At 60.3% G+C, this 23,356-nt stretch carries 17 protein-coding genes and 1 pseudogene; 5 read left to right on the top strand and 13 right to left on the bottom strand.

Annotated features, from left to right (window positions below; translation table 11 throughout):
• Position 1: 1 nt before the first annotated feature.
• The 8 genes from AACV02_RS28715 to AACV02_RS28680 all read right to left on the bottom strand — a co-directional run bounded on the left by AACV02_RS28715 (position 2) and on the right by AACV02_RS28680 (position 9,454).
• Entirely contained in the window at positions 2 to 1,144 is a 1,143-nt protein-coding gene (locus AACV02_RS28715) for a hypothetical protein (RefSeq protein ID WP_119736176.1), read from the bottom strand.
• Entirely contained in the window at positions 1,114 to 2,559 is a 1,446-nt protein-coding gene (locus AACV02_RS28710) for an alkaline phosphatase family protein (protein WP_119736174.1), read from the bottom strand. The genes AACV02_RS28715 and AACV02_RS28710 overlap by 31 nt, the downstream gene beginning before the upstream one ends.
• Positions 2,549 to 3,763 carry a metabolite traffic protein EboE gene (gene eboE, locus AACV02_RS28705; protein ID WP_119736172.1) on the bottom strand — a complete coding sequence of 405 codons (1,215 nt, stop codon included), beginning with the start codon at positions 3,761 to 3,763 and terminating at the stop codon, positions 2,549 to 2,551. The genes AACV02_RS28710 and eboE overlap by 11 nt, the downstream gene beginning before the upstream one ends.
• On the bottom strand, positions 3,760 to 4,644 hold the full coding sequence (locus tag AACV02_RS28700) for a TatD family hydrolase (protein WP_106579809.1): 885 nt from the start codon (positions 4,642 to 4,644) through the stop codon (positions 3,760 to 3,762). Before AACV02_RS28700 ends, eboE begins: the two co-directional genes overlap by 4 nt.
• Positions 4,645 to 4,684: 40 nt before the next feature.
• Positions 4,685 to 5,368, bottom strand: a complete 684-nt coding sequence (locus AACV02_RS28695) for an EboA domain-containing protein (RefSeq protein ID WP_119736169.1) — start codon at positions 5,366 to 5,368, stop codon at positions 4,685 to 4,687.
• Entirely contained in the window at positions 5,365 to 6,234 is an 870-nt protein-coding gene (locus AACV02_RS28690; protein WP_119736167.1) for a UbiA family prenyltransferase, read from the bottom strand. The genes AACV02_RS28695 and AACV02_RS28690 overlap by 4 nt, the downstream gene beginning before the upstream one ends.
• A gap of 5 nt (positions 6,235 to 6,239) precedes the next feature.
• Positions 6,240 to 8,105, bottom strand: a complete 1,866-nt coding sequence (locus AACV02_RS28685; RefSeq protein WP_119736165.1) for a 3-dehydroquinate synthase — start codon at positions 8,103 to 8,105, stop codon at positions 6,240 to 6,242.
• Positions 8,106 to 8,512: 407 nt separating this feature from the next.
• Positions 8,513 to 9,454: a LysR family transcriptional regulator gene (locus AACV02_RS28680; RefSeq protein WP_119736162.1), complete on the bottom strand. Its 942-nt coding sequence runs from the start codon at positions 9,452 to 9,454 to the stop codon at positions 8,513 to 8,515.
• Between the two features lie 110 nt (positions 9,455 to 9,564).
• Between AACV02_RS28680 and AACV02_RS28675 the strand changes: the two genes are divergently transcribed.
• From AACV02_RS28675 to AACV02_RS28665, 3 genes are all read left to right on the top strand, one after another.
• Positions 9,565 to 11,061 (top strand): CoA-acylating methylmalonate-semialdehyde dehydrogenase, encoded by a 1,497-nt coding sequence (locus AACV02_RS28675; protein WP_119736160.1) that lies wholly within the window; start codon positions 9,565 to 9,567, stop codon positions 11,059 to 11,061.
• A gap of 577 nt (positions 11,062 to 11,638) precedes the next feature.
• A complete protein-coding gene (locus AACV02_RS28670; RefSeq protein WP_177413666.1) occupies positions 11,639 to 14,281 on the top strand; it encodes a hypothetical protein in 2,643 nt (880 codons plus the stop codon).
• A complete protein-coding gene (locus AACV02_RS28665; protein ID WP_256680263.1) occupies positions 14,268 to 14,399 on the top strand; it encodes a hypothetical protein in 132 nt (43 codons plus the stop codon). Before AACV02_RS28670 ends, AACV02_RS28665 begins: the two co-directional genes overlap by 14 nt.
• A gap of 333 nt (positions 14,400 to 14,732) precedes the next feature.
• On the opposite strand, the gene AACV02_RS28660 is transcribed toward AACV02_RS28665, so the two are convergent.
• From AACV02_RS28660 to argP, 5 genes are all read right to left on the bottom strand, one after another.
• Positions 14,733 to 15,998: a carbohydrate porin gene (locus AACV02_RS28660; RefSeq protein ID WP_119736155.1), complete on the bottom strand. Its 1,266-nt coding sequence runs from the start codon at positions 15,996 to 15,998 to the stop codon at positions 14,733 to 14,735.
• Positions 15,999 to 16,055: 57 nt separating this feature from the next.
• Positions 16,056 to 18,464: a glucose/quinate/shikimate family membrane-bound PQQ-dependent dehydrogenase gene (locus AACV02_RS28655; RefSeq protein WP_119736153.1), complete on the bottom strand. Its 2,409-nt coding sequence runs from the start codon at positions 18,462 to 18,464 to the stop codon at positions 16,056 to 16,058.
• Between the two features lie 215 nt (positions 18,465 to 18,679).
• The gene (locus AACV02_RS28650; protein WP_119736151.1) at positions 18,680 to 19,567 is read right to left on the bottom strand and encodes a proline iminopeptidase-family hydrolase; all 888 of its coding nucleotides are present in this window, start codon (positions 19,565 to 19,567) and stop codon (positions 18,680 to 18,682) included.
• A 79-nt stretch (positions 19,568 to 19,646) separates the two neighbouring features.
• The gene (locus AACV02_RS28645) at positions 19,647 to 20,543 is read right to left on the bottom strand and encodes a bestrophin family protein (RefSeq protein WP_106579800.1); all 897 of its coding nucleotides are present in this window, start codon (positions 20,541 to 20,543) and stop codon (positions 19,647 to 19,649) included.
• A gap of 270 nt (positions 20,544 to 20,813) precedes the next feature.
• A complete protein-coding gene (gene argP / locus AACV02_RS28640; protein WP_119736148.1) occupies positions 20,814 to 21,743 on the bottom strand; it encodes an HTH-type transcriptional regulator ArgP in 930 nt (309 codons plus the stop codon).
• A 206-nt stretch (positions 21,744 to 21,949) separates the two neighbouring features.
• Here argP and AACV02_RS28635 point away from each other — a divergent pair, with 206 nt between their 5' ends.
• Both AACV02_RS28635 and AACV02_RS28630 read left to right on the top strand, forming a co-directional pair.
• Positions 21,950 to 22,219 carry a hypothetical protein gene (locus AACV02_RS28635; protein ID WP_146151461.1) on the top strand — a complete coding sequence of 90 codons (270 nt, stop codon included), beginning with the start codon at positions 21,950 to 21,952 and terminating at the stop codon, positions 22,217 to 22,219.
• Between the two features lie 243 nt (positions 22,220 to 22,462).
• Positions 22,463 to 23,356 (top strand): annotated as a pseudogene (locus AACV02_RS28630) (Ice nucleation protein); the annotation flags it as partial.

Here is a 23,356-nt window from a genome sequence, read left to right as displayed (position 1 = left end):
CTTAGCGTTGCCACTGGGCGCGTTTGAGCGACCAGACAAAGTCCAGTTTGTGATACCCGACAAAGTCGGAAGCCGGCAGTGCAGCGGTGGGGTAGACGATGCCGCCGTCTTGTTTGAGGGCGAAGTTGAAGTAGCCCTTGGTCGGCGAATACGCGGCGGTGCCGTGGCAGGCGAAACACGACGACTGGTTCTGGAACGCCGATTCCAATTGGGAGTTGGCGAGCAGGGTCGGCGTGGTATTGGACTGCACGCCGATCAACTCGTATTGCGCCAGTGTCGGGTTGCTCGCCTGAAAACTCGTATTGACCGGTTGCGCCGCCGCGGTCGGCCCGGTGCTGTTGGTCATCGGCGTGGGCGGGATCGCGTTGGTCACGGTGTACTTGCTGTTGTTGCGGTTTTCGAAGGTGGTCCACACCCAGTCGGGGTTCAATTTGTTGATCACATGCAAGCCGCTCAACGCGGCATAGCCCACCACGTACTCAGTGCCTTGCTGGTAGTAGGTCTGGGCAATGTAGTAGCCATCGTTGGCCAACTGCTGCTGGTAGGTCGGGTTGTTGCCGATCCACAGCCAGGCGGCCTTCAGTTCCCAGGCCGTGGAGGGAAAGTTGAGGTCGCTGGTCAATGCGGCCTGGCCATTCACGTTGTAGACCTTCTGCTGCACGATGTAGTTGAAGGTGTCCGGACCCATCAGCAGTTGAAACCGCACCGCCTGGCCTTGCTGGGCTTGCGGCACCTGGCCGCCCATTTCCAGGATCAGCCCGTCCACCTGTTGCGTGGCGTTGAGGTTGTGGAACAGACGATTGACGTTCATGCCCATCGCCTGGGCTTGCGTCAGCACCGCGGCGGGCACGGGTGTGCGCTGGGCGTAGGGCAGGGGTTGCGTGCCATTGGCCAGGTAAACCTGGTCTGAAGGCTTCATGGTTTCCCAGGCCCGATCAGGGCTTTGTGCCGCAGCCGGTTGGTTGAGGCAGACAAACCAGTTCCAGGCCAGGGTCTCGGGGCTTTGGGTGAAGGTGGTTCGCATTTTGTCGATATTGCCGCCAAACTGCAGGAAATCCGTGCAGTCGAAGGCCGTGTTTGCGCCTTGGGCCTGGGCCAAACCGGCCAGTGCACTCAGGACAGTGATAGATAAGGCTCGCCGCATGGAAGCTCCTTGGCATTGGCCAGTTCGAGGTGTGGGCGCCCCAGGAAGTGTTCCAGGAGCAGTTGCTTGACTGCCGTCGCCGCAAGCTGCCGCGGTAACGCCAGATCGCAATTGGTGATCAGCAATGGGCCGGTCTGTGCGCTGCTGGGCAGGCGCCCGTGGCTGCCACGCACCAGCGTGGTGTCCAGCGGGATCAGGTCCATGTAGTAGCGAAAGCCAAGCTTTTTTTGCAGCAGGCGGCGCGCCATTTTCAGTTTGGGGAAGCGAATCGCCGGGTCGATGAACAGCTCGACCGGGTCGTAGCCAGGCTTGCGGTGGATGTCCACGGTGCGCGCAAAGTCCGGCGCCTTGCGCTCATCCAGCCAGTAGTAGTAATCGAACCAGTAACCCGCGGCGGCCACGGCCACCAGCTCGCCGCTGCGCGGGTGATCAAGCTGCCAGGCGCGTTGCTCGGCGGTATCGAGCACCTGCTCGATACCGGGCTGGCGCTGCAGCAAGGCTTTGATCCGCGCAATGTCCTGTGCCTGCTTTACGTAGATGTGCGCAACCTGATGATCGGCCACCGCAAACGCCGCACTGGCGCCCGGGTCGAGCAGTTCCCAGCTCAAGGATTGGCGCACCTGCAACAGGCCTTCGGCGCGCAGCACGCGGTTGATCGACACCGACTGCTCGACCGCTTCGATGCCGTACTCGGACAGCACCATCACCGCCGCCCCCTGCGCCTCGGCGAAGGCCAGCAGGCGCCCCACCTCGGCGTCGATGGCGCGTACTTCATCGGCAATCGAGGGATGTTCAGGCCCTACGCGCTGCAAGCTGTAGTCGAGGTGAGGCAAGTAGATCAATTGCAGGTGAGGGCGATTGATCTGGAACTCGGCCATTGCGCAGTCGACGATCCAGCGGCTTGATGCAATGCCCGCCGCCGGCCCCCAGAAGCCATGGAAAGGGAACTCGCCAATCTGCGCCTCGATCTGCTCATGCAGCCCGGGCGGTGACGAATACAGCCCGAATTGTTTGCGCCCATCGGCCGGGTAATGCGGGCGCGGGGTGATGGCGGCGTCCACGTCGGCGTACATGTTGTACCACCAGAACAACTGGCTGCAGCGAAAGCCCGGGAGCTCGCGCTTGAGCGTGTGCCAGACCTTTTCGCCCTGGATCAACCCATTGGGTTGCAGCCAGAAACGCACCTCGGCCTGATCGCGAAAGTACCAGCCATTGCCGACAATCCCGTGCTGCGACGGCGGTGCGCCAGTGAGGATCGAGGCCTGCACCGTCGAGGTTACGGCGGGGAACACCGGTTGCAGGCTGGCCATCTTGGCGGTCTTGAGCAGGGTGTTGATGTGCGGCGTCGCTTCGCCCAGCAGCGAAGGCGTGAGCCCGACCACATTGATCAGCAGCAGCGGTTGTTCAGAGGGCATCGGCGTAGGCCTCCTGCACGTGCAACAGGTTGCGCTGGCGCAGTTGCTCTTCGACCCAGCGCAGCTCAGCGGCGATGCCGGCCAATTGAGCGGCCTCGGTAGCGGGCCGCAATTCAACGGGCAGCACGCCCCAGCTGTAGGTTTCCACCTCCAGCACCGGGCGCACATCGGCATGCGCCGCCAGGTAGTCGAAGGTCTGCGCCAGGGCAATCTGGCTGCCGCTGAGTTCGGGCAGCAACAGGTGGTCGCTGAACAGCGGGATGTGGAAGTGGATGCGCAGTTCGCCGAACCCGGCGCAGTCCTTCAGGGCGGCCGGCAGGTCTGGCCAGGCCACTCGATGGCCCTGGTCCGTGAGCGCTTTCACCTGATGCAAGTACGTGAGTTCGGCGAAGGTGCTCAGGGTCGTGAGCACGTGTTCGCGCCGGCTGGCGTCGTCCGATGGCAAGCGACAAATCATCGCGTTGGACAGCTGGATCTTGCCCACCGGCACCTCGGCCGCGCGCAGCCGTTCCAGCGACTGGTAGCAGTCTTCGAACATCACCGCCTGATGGCACACATCGAAGCACAACGCCAAGTAGGCATGGTTGGGGTCCATGGATTGCCGGCGCTGGAAAAATGCGATGGCCTGCTCGGTGTTTTCCAGCACGCAGTCCGGTTCCATTTCCAGGCAGAACACGATTTTCTTGCCGGTTTCCCAATGCAGGTGGGCGAGTGCGGCGGTGAGTTGGCTCAGTTGCTCGTCGGCGCGCGCCTGCAATGCCGGCGTCCAGGTGGCGGCATAGCCCAGCGGTACCGTGGAGATCACGCCGTGGACGCAGTCGTTTGGCAAGGCATGGGCGAGGAGGCGCGCCAGGTCCAGGCTGTAGGCCAGGCGTTGCGGGTCGGCCCAATTGGGCAGGTAGACGTCGGCTTTGACGGCGCCCTGATGAAATTCGCCATAGGGAAAACCGTTCAGCGAGGTCAAGCGCAGGCCGCTGTGCTTGAGCAATGCCAGGAACTGCACGCGCGCCGATTCCTGCTGCAGCTGCGCCGCCGCGTGAGCGCAAATCCACAGGCCGCTGTCCTGTTGCTGCAGCCCGCGCAAATTGCGCACGCCTTGAAAATCCTGCTTGATCGAGGCCCGTAATCCGGCCAGGTCACGCGTTGGGTGCACATTGCTGCAATACCCGAGCTGGGCGGCCGTCCAGCCGCTGCAGGCACTCATTTGACCACCGGTTCCTGGCCGCGCAGGGCCGAGTTTTCCTGCCATTGCTTGCGCTGGTCGATGGGTAGTGGCGTGCTCACCAGCGCCTTGTCGAGCTGGCCACTTTGGGCAAAAAAGTCCACCGGGTTATGGAACAGCACCTGCTCGACCTGGGCTTCTGTAAAGCCTGCGGCCAACATCGCCTGGCCGGTCTTGGGCACTTTGAGTGGGTCGCTGATGCCCCAATCCGCCGCGCTGTTGACCACCATTTTTTCGGTGCCGTATTCCTTGAGCAGCGCGACCATGCGCTGCTCCGACATCTTGGTGTTGGGGTAGATGGAATGGCCGCGCCAGCACTCGCTGTCGAGCACCAGCGGCAAGGTCAGTTCGTTGAGGTGGTCGATGATCACCAGGTGTTCGGCGATGCCCACTTCACGGATCACCGCGAGGGTGCGTTTGGTGCCGCCGATCTTGTCGCGGTGCGGCGTGTGCACCAGCACCGGCAGGTTGAATTGCTTGGCCAGCTCCAGCTGCGCGGCGAGAAAGCGGTCCTCTTCAGGGGTGATGTCGTCGTAGCCGATTTCGCCCACTGCCACCACGCCGTCCTTGACCAGGTAGCGCGGCAGAATCTGCAGCACTTCATTGGCGATCGACAGGTCATTCGCCTCTTTGGGGTTAAGGCCGATGGTGCAGAAGTGATGAATGCCAAACATGCTCGCGCGAAAGCGTTCCCAGCCGAGCAGGGTGTCAAAGTAGTCGACGAAACTGCCGACACTGGTGCGTGCCTGGCCCTGCCAGAACGCCGGTTCGATCACGCCGGTGATGCCGGCGGCGGCCATGTTCTGGTAGTCGTCGGTGGTGCGGCTGACCATATGAATATGCGGATCGAAGTACTTGAGCATGGTGAATCCTCGTCAAGGGCAGGGGCGGCGTTGTGCGGTGTCAGTTCAGGTAGGCGCGCCATTGCGGCGGCAGGCTCAGGCTTCGCAGACGCTGGCGTTGCGCTGGGCTGAGCAGGTCAAAGGCGATGACGATGGGCAGCCCTGGGGACACAGTTCGCTCGGCCGCGAGCTGTTCATCGAGCAGGTCAAGGGCCAGCTGGTTGAGCGTGACGCCCTGGCGCTGCGTGAGCCCCATCACGCGCCCCACGTCGAGGCCCATGCCGAGCGCTTTGAGTACCAGCTGGTGAAAGGCGCGCTCCGGGTAATGGCGTGACGGGTAGGCCGTGTCGAGGGCGAGGGCGGCGAATACCTGCGGGTTGCTGGTGCGCCCGGCCTGCAGGGCCAGCGCCACGCAAAGGCCGTCGCTGTCGAGCCAGTCGAGGGCACCCAGCAGGGCGATTTTTTCCTGGTCGTCACCCCACAGGAACAGCTGACGCAGCAGCGGTACCTGCTCGGTTACCGGGGTGTGTTCGAGTGCTTTGGCCAGCACCAGTGCACGTGCCAACTCCACGGCCGGCGCGGGCAGCAGGCGCTTGCATTGGCCGCTCAACAACGCCGCCAGGGTGGCGCTGGGTTGCTGGGCGAGCTGCGCCTGCGCCTGCTGCCACCACTCCAGTTGGGCGGCGGTCAGTTGCTGGGTCAGGGCTTGAAGGTGTGCGGCGAGGCCATCCTGGCGCATGTTCATGTCGGCTTGATCCAACGCTGGAAGTGGGGAAGCAGGAAAAACACCACCACACACAACAGGCTGCCCATCGGTTGGTTGGCCACCGCCAAAACCAGTGCGTCAAACAGCGGCAAGGCGGCCAGCCCTGCACCGATAAACGCCCTGACTTGCCGGTGTTGCGGGTTGGCCAGGTGCTTGCGGTAATGCCAGCCCAGCCAGCCCAACCACAGCAGCAGCACCGGCCAAAACCACAGCGCGTTGGAGTAGAACGCCAGGGCCAATGGGCTGAGCATCAGCAGCAATGGCAAGCGGCTGATCAGCTGGTTGCGGTGTTCCTGGCGCGCCAGGTAGGTCAGGCCGCTGATGTACACGCCGAGCAGAATCGCGCACAGCCAGATCGGCTCCGGCGGCACCGCCAGGCTGGCCGCCGCCGTGAGGTACAGCGCCGAGCGACAGGCGCCCATCAGCCACACGCTGTGGGCGTATTTCTTGTGCAGCAGGTTGTAGCCGACGATGCAGCCCACCAACAGCACCACGCTGCCAAGCAGCCAATGCGGCTCGTCGATCAAGCGGCTCAGGCCCAGCACCGCTGCGGCGGCGAGTATCAGCAGCAGCGCCGTGGCCAGGCCGACTTGTTGCCGGCTGGCCAAACCCAGCGTGATCGGACGCGGGTTGTGGTGTTGCCGGTCCCAGTCGGCGTCGAGCCAGTCGTTCAACAGCATGCCGGCCAAGTACAGCAACGACAGCGTGATCAGCAGCAGCCCCCACACCAGCGACGACGGCGGCGCCAGGGCGCCGGCGCTGCTGGCGAGCAGGGCCGCAGCGAGGGTGTTGGTCCATACCGTGGGCAGGTTGGAGACGCGGCCCAGGGTCATCCAGGTTTTCATCGGGCTCATTGTGCGTAACCCTCGTCCAGCGTCAGCGCTGCCTCGCTTGCGGTCGACAAGCGTTGCAGCGCGGCCTCCATCGTCGCGCTGTCGATTTCATGCAGGTCCACCGACTGGCCGATGCGGTTGAGCATGGGGATCGACAGTTGCCCTCCCAGGTGCTGGCGGAACTCCTCCAGCCCCAGCAACAGCGGCGAGCGGCCCTGCGCATCTCTCAAGGTCAGTTCAGGCGGGCACAGGTTGAACCCCAGTTTGCGCAGCAGGCTCATCACTCGCTCAGTGTCGGTATCGCTCAACAACCCCAAGGCATTCGCATACAGCCCATCCAACGCCATGCCCACCGCGACCGCTTCGCCATGGCGCAGCCGGTGGTGGCTGAGGTTTTCCAATTTGTGCGCGGCCCAATGGCCGTAATCCAGCGGCCGACCGTTGCCGCGTTCGAACGGGTCGCCGGCGCCGGTGATGTGCGCCAGGTGCAGCTCGGCGCAGCGGCGAATCGCGTGGCGGCTGGCCGGGTGATCAAAGCGGGCGAGGGCCTCGGCGTGTTGTTCCATCCACGCGAAAAACGCCTGGTCCTTGATCAGCGCTACCTTGACCGCTTCGGCCAGCCCGGCGATCTGGTCGCGGCGGGTGAGGCTGGTGAGCAGTTGGAAGTCGTTGATCACCGCCGTGGCAGGGCAGAAGGTGCCCAGCAGGTTCTTCTGGCCGAAGGCATTGATGCCGTTTTTCACGCCGATGCCGGCGTCGTTCTGGGCCAGCACCGTGCTCGGAATACGGATCAGGCGGATGCCGCGGTGGAAGGTGGCGCAGGCGTAGCCCACCGCATCCAGCACCGCGCCGCCGCCCAGGGCCAGCACGTAGCAATGCCGGTCCAGGCCGTGCTGCAGCATGTCGGTGTAGAGCTGCTCCAGCACGCGTGCGGTTTTGCTCAGTTCACCCGCCGGCACGGCGATGGGGGCGGTTTGCAAATGCAGGTCTGCATGGGCAGCGAAATAGGCGTCGATTTGAGCCAGCAACTGTGGGGCGCTGTGCAGCAGTTGCGCATCGGCGAACACCATCACCGTCACCGGTGCCGCGTGCTGGGTGATGAGCGCGCGGTGCAGGCACGGGTTAAGCGGATCAAACACGTGATCGGTGAACATCACCGGGTAGTCGTAACTGACCTCGAACCGTCCGCGCAGCGGCTGCTGCCCAGCGGGTTTGCGTTTGAGCAGGCTATAACCGGCCATAAACGCCAGCGGCAACACCATGCTGGCGAGGAGGGTGACCAGCAGTGAGTTCTGCTCGATCAGCAGCGTGCCGATGGCGGTGTAAGCCAGTGCCAGTCCGGCATTGGCCAGGGTGGTGATCAGCAAAAATGCGCGCAGCGGATAGCGTTGCATGCCGGCGGCGACCACCGAGGTTTCCGCCAGCACCGGCACGCCACGCAGGCAAATCAACGACAACGTGCTTAACCGATACGCCAACTGCCCTGGCTGGCGCTGATGCAAGCCAAGGCGGCCGGACAGCAAGCGCAAATAGCCGGCGCCCAGCACATAGCCCAGCCCGGCGCCCAGGCACAGCCCAATGAAAATCACCAGGTAACCGCCGAGGCCGCCGAGCATGGCCACCGCCAGCAACGCCACCAGGCTTGACGGCACCGGCAACACCACATCGAGGGCGAGCAGGGCGAGCAGCAGCAGTGCCAGGTTGAATGCCTGGGCAGGCGTCGAAGGTTGATACAGGTTGAGGTGAATCAGGAAGTCTTGGATCTGTTGTTCAAACAACAGGAAGCTGGCAATCACCAGCACAGCAAAGCCTATCAACGACAGCCAAAAATGATCGACTGGCCCCTTTTTCGAGAACGCACGGTACCACCGGCTGCGCTTCATCAAAGCATCCCTTTTGAGAGTTAAGACTAAGTTCCGTGTCAGTGTTAAGCGCTGTTTTCAGAGCAATAGAGTCCCTCGCCCGTTGGGCTGGCTGTGTGCGTAATGGCTGATGGCTTTCACGGTATTCATGAACGTAGCCGGTTGTGGTTTTTTTGCAAGTTTGCGCATCAAGGAGTTTAAAGCCGGGAGGTTGGCGCGGTTTAAACAGCGCTGTTTATTTACGCTTTACAATTAGTTGTATGGCTTTTTTCAAAGCGTCAAGAACCCGTTGTTGCGGGCTTTCGCCGGTAACAAGTTCACTACAAGGTCTTGAAGTTTGTTATTTGGATTATTGCCGCTGGCTATAAGTAGGTCGGTAATAACTACTTGTCGAGAATGGTTCTGCTTAAGTTGTCTGCATGAGTGTGTTACTTACCCACAAATCGAAAACCGCCGGATAACTTATCCTTTAGATAGCCCACTAACGTACTGACCGATTTCGGTACATGGGGCGAGTACGGTCGAATCAGGTAAATCTCATCGGCAAACGCGCCCTTGAGCGTCCAGCCCGTGAGCACCTGCACCAAGTTGCCATGGGCCAGTGCGGCCTGTGCGCTGAAATCCGGAAGCAGGGCGATGCCCAGGTGGTTCATCGCTGAGTCGCGCAGCGCTTCACTGTTATTGGTCGAAAAACTCCCAGAGATCGGCACGGTCACCCGTTCAACCTGTTTGCCGCCGCGTTCAAAGGTCCATGCCGGCTGGTCGGTGCCCCGAGGGTAGTACAGGCAGTTATGCGCGGTGAGGTCGCCAGGTTCGCGCGGTTCGCCGTGCTGTTGCAGGTACTCGAGCGTGGCAACCAGCACCGAGCCGGTGTCGCACAGCTTCCACGCTACATGGGTTTCCGGTACCTGGAAGCCGTGCCGTACCGCCAGGTCGTAGCCTTCGGCCGCCAGCGAACTCAAGGCATCCGAGACGTCCAGCTGGATGCGCACCTGCGGGTAAAGTTGCAGGAACTCGGACAGGTGCGGCACCAGTTGCTGGCGGGCAAATGCCACTGGCGCGGTGAGGCGTACCAGGCCGCGAATTTCCCCGGCAGCGTCACGCACCGACGAGAAACTACGGGCGATCTGCGCATAGGCGCTGCGCACTTCGCGGGTCAGTGACAGGCCCGCATCGGTCAGCCGCACGCTGCGCGTGGTGCGGGTGACCAGCCGGGTGCCGGTGGCTTTTTCCAGGTCTGAAATGCGCTGGCTGACGGCGGATTTGCTCACGCCCAGGCGCGCGGCAGCGGCGGTGTAGGTGCCTTGCTCCTCAAGCACCGACAGCCAATGAATGTGAGTCCACAGCCCTTCGATCTCAGCCTTTTCCATGATTCTATTGTTCGCTTATGAGGACAATCAGTTCTGGATTCTGCTCTGGTTCGGAACAAACTGAAAGCCTATCGTGGGCTCCAACGTTTACCGACCTGGGACCCACTACCATGAGCATCCTCGAGCATTACATCAACGACCAGCGCGTTTCCCGCGATGATCGCTATCAGGACGTCTACAACCCGGCCACCGGTGAGGTGACCGGTCGCGTGGCCTTGGCCAGCCGCCAGACCGTGGGCGAGGCCGTCGCCGCCGCCCAGGCCGCCTTCGCCGGTTGGGCCGACACCCCGCCGATCCGCCGTGCCCGCGTACTGTTCGAATACCTGCACCTGCTGCGTGAACGCAAAGACGACCTGGCGCGCATCATCGTCGCCGAACACGGCAAGGTGTTCACCGACGCCCAGGGAGAAGTCGACCGGGGCATCGACATCCTCGAATTTGCGTGCGGCATTCCCAACCTGCTCAAGGGCGAACATTCCGACCAGGTGTCACGGGGCATGGACAACTGGACCCTGCGCCAACCCTTGGGCGTGGTGGCCGGCGTGACGCCGTTCAACTTCCCGGTGATGGTGCCGATGTGGATGTACCCAATGGCCATCGCGGCGGGTAACACCTTCATCCTCAAGCCCAGCCCGACCGACCCGAGCGCCTCGCTGTTCATGGCTGAGTTGCTGCGCGAAGCCGGCTTGCCCAAAGGCGTGTTCAACGTGGTGCAGGGCGACAAGGAAGCGGTGGATGCCCTGCTCGAACACCCGGACGTCAAGGCCGTGAGCTTTGTCGGCTCCACGCCGATTGCGCAATACATCTACGAGACCGGCGCGCGCAATGGCAAGCGTGTGCAAGGCCTGGGCGGCGCGAAAAACCACATGGTGGTGATGCCCGACGCGGACATCGAAAAAACCGTCGACGCGCTGATGGGCGCCGCCTATGGCAGTGCCGGCGAGCGCTGCATGGCGATTTCGGTGGCGGTGCTGGTGGGTGATGTGGGCGATAAGATCATCGCCGCCTTGACCGAGCGCGCGAAGACATTGCGCATCACCGACGGCCGCGATTTGAAAGCCGAGATGGGCCCGATCGTGTCGCGGGCTGCATTGGAGCGCATCAGCGGCTACATCGAACAAGGCGTGCAAGCCGGGGCAAAACTGCTGCTCGACGGGCGCGACTATGTGCCCACCGAACCGGGCCTGGAAAACGGCTTCTGGCTCGGCGCAACCTTGTTCGACCACGTGACGAAAGACATGAGCATCTACCGCGAAGAAATCTTCGGCCCGGTGCTGGCCTGCGTGCGCGTGAATGACTTCGGTGAGGCGATCAAGCTGGTCAACGACCACGAATTTGGCAACGGCGTCAGCTGCTTCACCCGCGACGGCAACATTGCCCGCGAGTTTGCCCGGCGTATCGAAGTGGGCATGGTCGGCATCAACGTGCCGATTCCGGTGCCGATGGCCTGGCACGGCTTTGGCGGCTGGAAGAAGAGCTTGTTTGGCGACATGCACGCCTACGGCACTGAAGGCGTGCGCTTCTACACCAAGCAGAAGTCGATCATGCAGCGCTGGTCAGAGAGCATCGAGCAGGGCGCGGAGTTTGCGATGCCCGTGTCCAAATAACCTCAGCGCGCTGTAGATCAACGGTGGGAGCTGGCTTGCCTGCGAAGGCGGTGTATCAGTAACAGATCTTCTGACTGACACACCGCCTTCGCAGGCAAGCCAGCTCCCACATTTTTTTGACCGCGTTTATTCAGGCCGTGGTTCGTCGAGTTCAGGCATTCGCTGGAGCGATCCACTGTGGTCTTGGCCATCTCCAGCCAATGCCACACCGCCAGAATCTTCCCCCGCCCGGGCTTTGGCTTAACCGAGGGGCGGGTTGGGGACGACTTTATCCATGGTGCAGCTGCTATTGAACAAGGACGCTAGCGCCAACGCGGCTTAAGGAGGGTGGCGGCTGTAGGCGGGCTAGCAGACCGGTCAATAGGAAAACCGGCGCACCCGAAGGTGCCCTACGCACAGCCATCGTAGGAATTGGCGAAAACACCACGTAACAAACGACGTTTTCAGTGAGGGAACCTATTCACTCTGGCGTACGACTGATTGGTCGCTGGTGTAGGTAAGTTCGTGCGGTTTTTGTACGAAAAAACAACACCGGTGAACGAGGCTCCCCAAACGCCCTATCAACAGGAAGCATCCGGTGCTTGATCCGGCCCGGATCTTCAATTGCGGGGGGGGCTTACCCAGGGCAACAGTCAGAAAAAGTCAGCCGATGATGAATATAAGTCCGTCTTCCCCCGTTCCTCCAGCCGCCAACGCCAAGCCCTTTGGCGCCGGTATCGGACCCGCTCAAGGGCAGAGCCGTAATCCCCGAGCAGTCGACGCGTCGCCACCCTTGCAAAACAGTGTTCCGGGAGAAATGACCGGTTCTGAGGATAAACAGGTCAGTCTTGGGCAGAAACCGATTGCCCCTCCAGCCCCCAATCACGAGTCTGATGTTGCCAAAGTGGTGATCTATGGAGCCGTTACCGTCACTCCGCCGACGGCGAGCTATACGCAACAGGAGCGACTGAAGCGCATCGATGCCTATGCCGGTCGTGTCGTGACGCAAATCCAAAACATAGAAAGTGGTAGCGAAGGCGAAAGCAATATCAGGTTCCAGAAGGTGCGCCAGTTCCTGGAACCGGCGGGTTACTTCAGTGGTGGGTTATTGGCGGCAGGGTACGACCCGCATGAAAAGGTCACAGTGACGTTCACTTCCTACACCGGGAAAGGGCGACCCGAAGCCCTGACCAACACCGACAAACGCACCTACTTTGCCTGGGAAATTGCAGCCGGCGCCCTCGCGCATGACAAAGTGCAGCGAGGAGGCCCGGTCAATTTCCAATTCATGGAAATCGAAAAACAAGACCTGACCAAGGTCGCCGATCTGGAATTACAGGGCAAACAGCTTCAGAAACATTGGGAAAATGAAATAGCAACGCCCATGCGGGATGCTAACGGCGCGCTGTCCAAACGCTCCGGAAAAGCGGACGCCTATGCGGTACGCGGCACCTTGCAGCACCTGTCTAACGATAAAGAAAGTTTCGAAAAGTTAAGCCTTGAAGGTCAAGAGGCTATCAAGCGAACGTTGCAAAAAAATGGGCAGGTCATTATTCCCAACCTGTATGGCTATCCATTGGCAGGGTATGCCTTTATTCCCAATACCCCCTATGACGGTAAGCCTGAGCACAGGCCTAACAAGGGCGTGATGGTCGACTTAAAGAACGGCACGGTCCATGAAATAACGGGCGACAAGGCATTCGCCCAGTGGGCTAAAAACAATCGAAGTGATCTGCTGCGCGGTTTCAATGCCAGCGACAGACAAGGCAGGCACGATGCACATTGGCCAAAGGCGGAACGTGTGCTTGATAGTTTTATTGAGGGCACTAATGCCCACTATCCCGGGTACGCCAGTTTTCTCAAAGATAAAGGGGTGCCGGTCTGGGAAACGTTTAACTACACCGAGTCGCGAGCGACGGATTATCGGTTGAAATACGGCGATTTGAATGCGGGTATTGCCACTCAATACCAAGAGGTCAACGCCAAAAATGCCGTGTGGTCCGACCAAACTGAAGTATTTGGTTCCTCACAGCAAAACTGGAAGTCTGCGAAAGACTTTTGGGGCAATACCTTCGGTTACCTACCTGTGGTGGGCAATGTGGGTAATGTGGTCTTTGGCGTCCATGACGCCATCTATGGCATGACCGCCGACGACCGTGTAGGCGGCAGTGCGGCGGCAGTGTTATCAGGCCTGCAACTGGTACATGAACTTGCCTCAATTGGCGTGGAAGTGGGGTTAGGTGAACGACCTGCCGCCGCAACTCCTCTGAAGTACTTCTGGAAACACAACCCTGAGACCAACGATTTCGAATTGGTGCGCGTTAACAATGCGTTGAAAAATACCGAGGCGGTGTCCGTTCCCCTTGAGGGTGCGCCTAAGGTGAGTCCTGCGGCTGATACGTCGGGCGCTATCGGGCAGATGCGAGAAGTAGAGTATGCGGGGCAAAAGTACTTCGTCTCTGATAAGCCAGATGCAGGGGACGGCTATTTTCTATTGCGTGTCAAAGACCCGCACAACCCCGGAAAACTAGTCAGTAGCGGGAAAATTGCCAAGCCGGACAACGCCGGTATTTGGAAACGAAGAGGGGTTGCCGGCGGGGGCAGAACTGAATTCGTTCCACTCAAAGAACACATTGCAGGCACCACGCAACAAAGACCCGCGGCCCCTGAACAAATATTGGAGCTCAATCGAAGGCCAAGTGGACGCTATGCGCTGACTTCGCAAGACCCGCGGGACGCCAAGCCGTTTATTGCCGATGGTGCGTACGCATTTGTTATACGTGCGGATGAACCGGACAGGGTGTATGTCGGCTCGATGAACAAAGGCCTCACCCCTCAAGGTAAGCCTTACCCCTACAACTTGCGAACCAACCCCGGCTGGGTGGAGGGGCACTCAGCACTGACCAGCGGGCTGAAATCACTGAAGGGAGGGACTACTGATGTGATGTATGCGGGGACTGTTTACATAAAAGATGGCCAGCCCGAGTTTTGGACAAACTCGAGCGGTCACTACACGCCTTCCGCCGAACTGCGCGATACGAACCTCACACCCGAAGTCAAAAACCTACTGCCGGCAGAACGATTTGTGGATGAAGATGACCTGACGCCCGCACAACGAAGACTGTGGGATGAAAGCACATACCTGACCCCGGCGGAGAAAGAGGAAAACGACCAGTTCATGCTCGAGCAATACAGTGCGCAGGATAGCGGCAGTGACGATAGCGACGATGACTATGATTGATTCGGCAGCGAATGTTGCTGCGTTGCGCAACAGGGGTGAGCTGAAGCACCGCCTTGGCGCGCAGAGCCCTGGCCTGCGTTTTGTCGATACCGTTGCCCAAGTCACTCAAGGCGGTTGATGATCCAGCGCTTGTATCGCAAATGCAGCGTGTCAGTCGCCGACTAGATCGACGGATCTACCGCTATCGCAGGCAAGCCAGCTCCCACATTTTTTACCGTATTCAGGCGGTGGTTTTTGCGTCAGCGAAAGATCAATGTGGGAGCGGGCTTGCCCGCGATGAGGGCGTGACGGTCAGCCTGTTGGGGGCTGGTTTACCGCTATCGCAGGCAAGCCAGCTCCCACATTTTTTACCGTGTTCGGGCGGTGGTTTTTGCGTCAGCAAAAGTTCGAATGTGGGAGCGGGCCTTGGGCAGGGCGGTACCGGCGGCGTTTTGTGGCTGAACGGCGCGGCTTAGAACACTGCCTTGACCTGCAAGCCCAGCACCAGTGCATTGTCGATCTCTGTACCCGCAAACGCCCCCGGCTCAATGATGTATTGCACATCCGGACGCAACGTCAGCCACGGCGTGGCCTGGTAGCCATAACTGAGTTCGATCAACTGCTCGGCATTGTTCAGGTTCGGATAGTCCGTCCCCGCGTTGAACGCTGCCAGTTCCTGCACGTCGCGACTGCGCGGGTTCGGCACCGCGCGGCCGTAACCCAGGGCGACGGTGTCGCGCGGGCGGCCTTCAAACGGTTTGTACAGCACCACGCCCGCGCCATACCACTTGCTGAACGGCGAGGCGGCCTCGCTGGCGACCGAGTATTGGCCGAAGGCGTGCAGCACGCGACCGGCGGATGTGCTGGATGCCCACACGGCCTGGTCGACCAGCAGGTAGTGACCGCCGCGACCGCTGACGGTTTTATTGCTGCCGATGCGTTTCACATCGGAGCTGTCGTAGTAATAACCCAGCTTGTATTCACCCGGCAGCGTGCCCGCGTGTTTGTAGACCAGCTCGATAGGCACCACGGTGCCGGTGGTGTGCTTGGGCCCCAAGTGCCAGGCGCGGCTGGAATTGCCGTTGCTCGACGGGTCGACATTGAATGCCGCCACGCGCAGTTGCCACGCCGGCGAAAAGTCGTATTTCACCCGTGCGCCCAGGTGTGCGTTGGGGTAGTTGGCCCAGCCACTGCCGCCGGACATGTTCAGCGGGTGCCCGCAGAAACCGGCGTTCATGAAGTTGCACAGGATGCCGCTGTCGAGGCCGCCGAGGTCGTTGCCCATGGCCATGTAGCCAAGCTTGACGTTCAGCGCGGGGGTGAACAGCGTGCGTTCGTAGCTCAATTCGGTGAGGCGGGTGTAGAGGCCGCCGTAGTTTTCCTGGATCGGCAGACGGTTGCCCACCAGGTCTTCGGAGGCGCTGTTGCCGCGCCGGTCGTTGATGGTCAGCTGGATGCGGTCGCCATTGTTCAGGCCGTAGAGCTTGCCCAGGTCGAACTGCACGCCAAGCTTGATGTTTTGCGAGTAGCGCGCCGAACGGTGTTGGCCGCCGTCGGCGTTGTAGGCGGTTTCGCCGCTGTAGTCGCCGGTGAAGCGGATGCCTTGCTCGTCGAGTTCACGGCGCAGGTCGCCCCAGTCGCCGGTCAGGGTGGTGTCGTCGGCTTGAACGGGCAGGGCGGCAGCAAAAGCCAGGCCCAGCACCAGGCGGCCAATGGGCAAATGAGAAGTGGGGGTCATGCGTGGTTTTCCAGACAAAAAGCGCGGTGCCGGGGGCGGCACCGCGCGAACACAGGGTTATGGCAGGGCGTAGGCGATCACGTAGTCGCCACGGTCAGTGGACTGGCGCGCGCCGCCGGCGGTGATGACGATGTATTGCTTGCCGGTTTTCGGCGACACGTAGGTCATCGGGCCGCCTTGGCTGCCCACCGGCAGGCGGGCCTTCCAGACTTCATCGCCGTTGCCGCTGTTGAAGGCGCGCAGGTAGAAGTCCTGGGTGCCGGCGATAAAGATCAGGCCGCCCTGGGTGGACAGCGTGCCGCCGAGGGTCGGCAGGCCAATCTTGATCGGCAGGTGCATGCGGACGCCCAGCGGACCGGTGTCTTCAACCGTGCCCACCGGCACTTGCCAGGCGATCTGCTGGGTCTTCATGTCGATGGCGGTCAGGGTGCCGAACGGCGGCGCCTGGCACGGGATGCCGGCCACCGACAGGAAGCGGTTTTTGTTCACCGCATACGGCGTGCCCTTGAGTGGCACCGCGCCCATGCCGGTGTTCAGCGCTTCGCCACCGGACGAGGCCTGGGCCTTGTTCTGCGACGGCACCATCTGGATCCACAGGCCCAGGCGCATGTCGTTGACGAAGATAAAACCGTGCACCGGGTCGGTGGAAATGCTGCCCCAGTTCATGCCGCCCAGCGAGCCCGGAAAACTCAGCGATTTATCGGTGCCCGGCGCGGTGTACAGGCCTTCGTAGCGCATGCCCTTGAAGTCGATACGGCACAGCAATTGGTCGTAGGGCGTGGCGCCCCACATGTCCGATTCGTTCAGGGTTTGCGCGCCAATCTGCGGCATGCCCACCGATTTAGGCTGGGTCAACGAATACGGCTCGTTGGGAATGTTCGCGGCCCTGACCGGCACTTCCTTGACGTCTGTCAGCGGCTTGCCGGTGGCGCGGTCGAGCACGTAGATCTGCCCGGCCTTGGTGCCGATCACCACAGCCGGTACTGCCTTGTCGCTGCCCGGTGGGGTGAAATCGATCAGGCTCGGCTGCATCGGCAGGTCGAAGTCCCACAGGTCATTGTGGACGGTCTGGTACACCCACTTTTCTGCGCCGGTGGAGGCGTCAAGCGCCAGCACCGAGGCGCCGTATTTGTGATTCAGTTGGGTACGTTCAACGCCATAGATGTCGGTGGACGAGCTGCCCATCGGCAGAAAAACCGTGTTCATCAGCGGGTCGTATGACATTGGCGCCCAGCTGTTCGGCGTGCTGCGCACATAGGTGCTGCCGGCGGCTGGCGCTTGTTTGTCTTCGGGATTGCCCGGGTCAAAGGCCCAGCGCATTTGGCCGGTGATCACGTCGAAACCACGGATCACGCCGCCGGGCATGTCGGTTTGTACGTTATCGGCGACGCGGCCACCCACCACGACGGTGGTGCCGGCCATCAACGGTGCCGACGACAATTGGTAGTAGCTGTCTGGCACATCGCCCAGGCCGGCTTTCAGGTCCACTTGGCCGTGGGTGCCGAAGTCTTCGCAGAATTTGCCGGTGTCGGCATCCACCGCGATCAGGCGTGCATCAATGGTGTTGGTCAGCAGGCGACGCTGGCATTGCGCACCGGCTGGCACGCTGGCGGCCATGATCGGCGAGCTGTTGGGTTGGGTCGGCTGAGCGATGGGCGCGGTGGCGTCGAAATACGCCATGCCACGGCAACGCTGCCACACCGCCGATTTGGCGTTGACTTCGTTCTTCCACAGCTCTTTGCCGGTGTCGGCATCCAGCGCGATCAGGTTGTTGTGCGGCGTGCAGATAAACACCTTGTTGCCGATCTGCAGGGGAGTCAGTTGGTCTTCGGCACCGTTGCCGTCGCTGATGGCAACGTCGCCGGTGTGGTAGGTCCACGCCACTTTGAGCTTGTTGACGGTGTCGCGGTTGATCTGGTCCAGCGCTGCAAAACGGCTGCCGCCTTCGGTGTTGCCGTAGTGGGCCCAGTCTTTTTGTGCATCGGCTGCATCCACTGGCGTGATGCCTGGGCCTTTACCGGTGGGCGCCACGCTTGGGTGCGCCACGAACATGTTGCCTGCAGCGACGGCCACGCCTACTGCCAACACGGCAGCAATGCCATACGCGCCGCGAGCGGGCTTGCCCACCAGCAACGGATACACCAACGCCACCACCACGCCGATCACCGCAAACATGAACAGCCGCGAAAACAGCGGCCAGTACACCAGCCCTACGTCCGCCACTGCCCAGACAGCCGTGCCCACCAGAAAAGCGGCGAACAGCCACGCGCCAGCCGGGTTGCGCCGCGCGATCAACAGGCCGGAAACGGCCATGGCCACGCCACCGATCAGGAAGTACCAGGAACCGCCCAGGCTGACCAGTTTGGCGCCGCCAACGGCCAGGGCCACGCCGAGCAGGGCAATGATGATGCCCAGGCCCAGCAGAAGATATCGTGAGGCGCCAGCGGCGCGGGATGCTCGTTTCATGTCGACAGGACTCGAAGGTGAGTGACTAAAGGTCGAATGTTAGCAAGATAAGTAACTGGTTAGTACATTCTACTGGGTAATAGTCTTTTACAGCCTTTGGGATGATGTTGTTGCAAACCGGCTTGGAGGGCCCAGCAGGCTTTGTGTGGCAAGCCTGCTGGCCACTTCAAGGATGCTTGCCAGTCAAAGCCTGCCCATCACAGAGCGTTGTGTTTTCACTCAAGGGAGGCAAGAAACTCGGCTACACACGTCATGCACGCGTCACGCTCTTCAACATGCGGCATATGGCTGGACTGCTCGAAAATCTGCCAGCGCACGTCGCTGATGCCGTCGGCAAACGGCTGCACCGTGGCCGGTGTGGCTTCGTCGAAGCGCCCGGAGATCAACAGCGTCGGCACCTGGATCTGCGGCAGCCGATCAATGATCGTCCAGTTGCGCATGCTGCCGATCACATGGAACTCAGTGGGACCATTCATCGCGTGGTAAACGGTAGGGTCTTCTTCGATGGCGGCATTGGTGCGCTCAACTTCGGCGGGCACCGGCAGGGTACGGCACACATGGCGCGCGTAAAACACCTCCGCCGCGGCGAGGTATTCAGCGGTGTCGGTGGTGCCGGCGGCTTCATGGCGCAGCAACGTGGCCTGTACCTCGGGCGGCAGCGCCTGGCGCAGCTCATTTGCTGCTTCGCACCACAAATCCATCGAGGCTGGCGAGTTGGCAATAATCAACGCTTTCAAGCCGGCAGGCTGGCGCACCGCGTGCTCGGCGCCGAGCATGCCGCCCCAGGACTGGCCCAGCAGCGCGTAGTCACTGATCTCAAGGTGCTCGACCAGGTTGTCCAACTCTGCCAGGAACAGCTCCACGCTCCAGAAATCGACGGACGCGCCGGGTAAGTGGGTCGAGCGGCCATTGCCGACCTGATCGTAGTGCACCACCGCGCGGCCAGTGGCGGCCAGGTCTTTGAAACTGTCGACGTAGTCATGGGTGCAGCCCGGGCCGCCGTGGGCAATGATCAAGGGCAGACGCCCTGAACTCAAATCGCCAGTGACCCGGAACCACGTCCGATAGCCACGGAAATCGGCATAACCTTCGCGAACCTGCATGCTGTGTACCTCCTTGGAATTGATGCGGTACAGGCTAACCAAAACCGCGCGTCAGGTGCACTGGTAGAAATGATAGGTTCTACGCGTGCAGCAAACGGTCACCGCCCAACGCATCACGCTGCATCGATTGCAGGTTTTTCTCGATGGTCTCGCAGAGGGTTTCCATCTGGATCTGGTGTTCGCTGGAGTGAAACGGGCTTTGCAGGTCGGTGCCGATGCGTTCGATCGCCAGCAGCATAAAGCCCACCACCGTCGACGCCAGCGGCGTGAACCAGCCCAGCGATTCCACCAGGCCCACCGGCACGATCAGGCAGAACAGCGAGATAAACAGCCGCGGGAAATACACGTAAGGGTAGGGCAGCGGCGTATTGGCGATGCGTTCCATACCGCCCTGGGCGTTGGACAGGTCCACCAGGGTGGACTCCAACCGAGCCAGGCGAATGCTGTCCAGGTGCCCAGTCTTGTATTCACGCGCCAATAACGCTGCAGAGCCGGTGAGGATGTCATTGGCAAAGTTATTGGTGGCGCCCTTGCGCGCGAACTCTTCAGCCGGGATAAACGCACGCACCTCGTCCGGGCATGGATTGCCCCTGAGGTGCGCCGCCAGGCAATTCACATACGCCACATGGCGGCGCAACAGCGTGGCCTTGGCTGGGTTCACCTCGCCTTCAGGGTCGTCGAGCAGGGTCAGTACCTGGCGTGCAAAGCTGCGCGAGTTATTCACCATCGCGCCCCACAGCGTGCGGGCTTCCCACCAGCGGTTATAGGCGCTGCTGTTGCGAAAACTGATCAGCACCACCAGGGCCGAACCCAGCAATGTCAGCGGCATCAGCGGCAGATTGATCTTGGTGGTCAGAAACAGCATGAAATCCACCGTGACGGCGACATCCCACAACAATAGCCAGAACAGGGACCAGCCCACATAGCCCATGGTCTTGATGACCAAGCGGTATTTTTTGATGATGGCGGCTTTCAAACGTGAACCTCGAAGCGGGCGATAAGCAACAGTGCTTAAGCTCGGACGCCCGTTTGCGGAGAAAGGTTCGCCTTGGACCTGAATCGTTTAAGTTACGGGTTATCAGGTTTCATACGCTGATTTATAGGCCGGGGCGGTCGGCGTAAGTGGTCCGCAGCACAGACGCCGTTGATGTTTACCCTGCAAATCCGGCGATTTGGATAAATGGGAGCCTGAAAGTAAGGCGTTTATCTGCCCATTGCATGAGTGTGGGTTGAAACGGCGAGGGTGTTATCTGATCGAGGTGCCAACCACGAATGTCTCTTGCCTCTTGAAATTCAAGATGCGCCTGGCGGCAGCTACTGCATGCTTGGAGAGCGCTTCCATGCGTGGAGATTGCAAGGCCCAGGCGTGCCAATACAACGCAACGTCGGTGAAATGCCCAGGGACCAGATCCACGAGATCTCCACTTTTAAGCAAGGTACTGGCTTTCATCTGCGGAACCATGCCGTAGCCGAGGCCATGACGTATCGCCCGAAAGCGCGCTTCGGGCAGCGACAGGTAGTGGCTCGGAAAGGCATCTGCATGCAGGCCCAAACGCGACTGTAAAAATTCTGACTGCAATGTGTCTTTGCGAGAGTAGGCAAGCACCGGTGCCTTGCGTGCGGCGTCGCGTGTCAGCCCGGACGGAAACCATCGCGCCTGAAAGGCCGTCGATGCCACCAATTGGTAGCGAACCGACCCTAGCGGTTCTGCAAAGCAGCCACGCATCGGCACTGGACGCGTGCCTATGCACCCAATGACTTGCCCACTCTCCAGCAGGGCATACGTATGATCCTGATCATCGACCACGAGCTCCAGGAGAATCTTTTCGCTGACAAACGTCTCTGCCAATGCCGGGAAAAACCATGTGTTCAAGGTGTCGCCGTTCACGCCTATTACCAACCGTACATAGTCCTCGCCGGTTCCTGCTATATCGTTGAGCAATTCTTCCTCCAGCACTGTCGCGCGACGCAGGTAAGTCATCAACTTCCTCCCAATCTGAGTCGGCTCGCACGGCCGCCCCCGTACCACCACGGAGCTACCCAGACGCGCTTCCAGTGCATGTATCCGCTGTGAGACGGCTGACGGAGTCACTTTCAGGTATTCGGCTGCCTTTTCGAAGCTGCCACCTTCGATGACGGCCAGAAACGCCTGCATGTGCTTCGCATCGAGCTTCATTGTCGAATTCCTGATTAAGTATTTCTTATGGGTACTGAAATATACTTCGTTTTACTTCACTTTTATTTCAATGCATTTAATGATGACTTCAGGGCGACACAAGGTAATTTCCCGTTGCAGTGCCCGACCCGATCTTCGCCCACAGTTTAAAGGTGGCGCAGGGAGGTACTGTTTAACCCCAGGAGTTAAGCATGAGATGTGTGTTTATGATTTTGCTCGCGTTGACGTTGTGCGCGTGCACAACCTCTGTCCGCAATTGGACGAGAATAGACGGGCAAACCACGGATATAGCGCAAGACAAAGCCCGTTGTCAGTACGAGGCCAAAGCGGCGACGGCAAGCTATCACTCCTCGCCTTCGGCTGACGACAAAACGTCCGGCATGGGCAATGCCGTGGGTGACGGGATTGTTATTGCGCAAAAACAAGTTGAACTGATCAACGACTGCCTGCGGGTAAAGGGTTATGTCGGGCAGTAAAAAATAGACACAGGGTGGGCCGTTGATAGTTGCCTGGCTGTGCTGTCGAGTTGTTTGCCAGTGGTTTTATACCGCCGGTGTTTTCCTGATTATTTAAGATTAAGGCATTTGGTTTTCAGCAGGGTGCAGTCAATTTAATTGGTCAGTGCTCGCGTTATCGGTCGCCTTGATTTTGTTTATGTGTTTGTTATGGAAGTTTGCCTCCAAAGGATTTTACAGAAGTAGTTGTAAAGGTGTTTCAAAATGAAAGCCGAAAAAGTTCTGGTGCTGCGAACGTGCGCAAATAATATGGCCGACCACTGTGGTCTGATCTGGCCTGTTTCAGGACGGGTCGAATGCAAGTTTTGGGAACCCACCCTAAAGCTTGAAAATGGGTTGACTGGCGTGTTGTGGGGGCAGGGCGCGAGTGCGCAGTTGAGCCCGCAGGCAGACGCGAGATGGGTAGTGTGTGAAGTGGCAGTGAGTGACCTGATTTTCCTCGACGAGGATGAAGGCGTGAAATTTTCTCGTGCTGAAGTTGTTCATGTCGGTACGCGAAGCAGTGCACTGGACTTTATTCAGGACAATGCTTGCAAGTATGAAGCCTCCACGACAAATTTGATTGAGGCCTTGGTTATTCCTGATGCGCAATCAGGGACGAAGGCTGTTCTTCCCGCCTTGCCGGTTGTGACCAAGGCTCCTGCCGATGTGGTCACTCGCCGTACTACGGTGCGTTCTACGCAAACGCTGGAAACGGCCGTTTATGGCAGTACGCTCACTGGCGCTAATCAGAGCCAACTCATTGCAGGCTACGGCAGCACTGAAACTGCCGGAGACAGCAGCACATTGATTGCAGGCTATGGCAGTACCGGAACGTCAGGTTCTGATAGCTCGATCATTGCCGGCTACGGCAGTACACAAACCGCGGGCGATGAAAGCTCCCTGATGGCGGGGTACGGCAGTACACAAACAGCCAAGGTGGGCAGTGATCTCACCGCCGGCTACGGCAGCACTGGCACTGCCGGCTCCGACAGTTCGCTCATTGCCGGGTATGGCAGCACGCAAACGGCAGGCGGCGAAAGCTCCTTGACCGCCGGTTACGGCAGTACCCAAACGGCCCAAGTGGGCAGTGATCTCACCGCCGGCTACGGCAGCACC

The sequence above is a fragment of the Pseudomonas sp. Larv2_ips genome (assembly GCF_963879675.1).
Classification (GTDB): Bacteria; Pseudomonadota; Gammaproteobacteria; order Pseudomonadales; family Pseudomonadaceae; genus Aquipseudomonas.
Note: the sequence above shows the minus strand (reverse complement) of the source record. Positions and strands in the feature narration are given on the sequence as shown.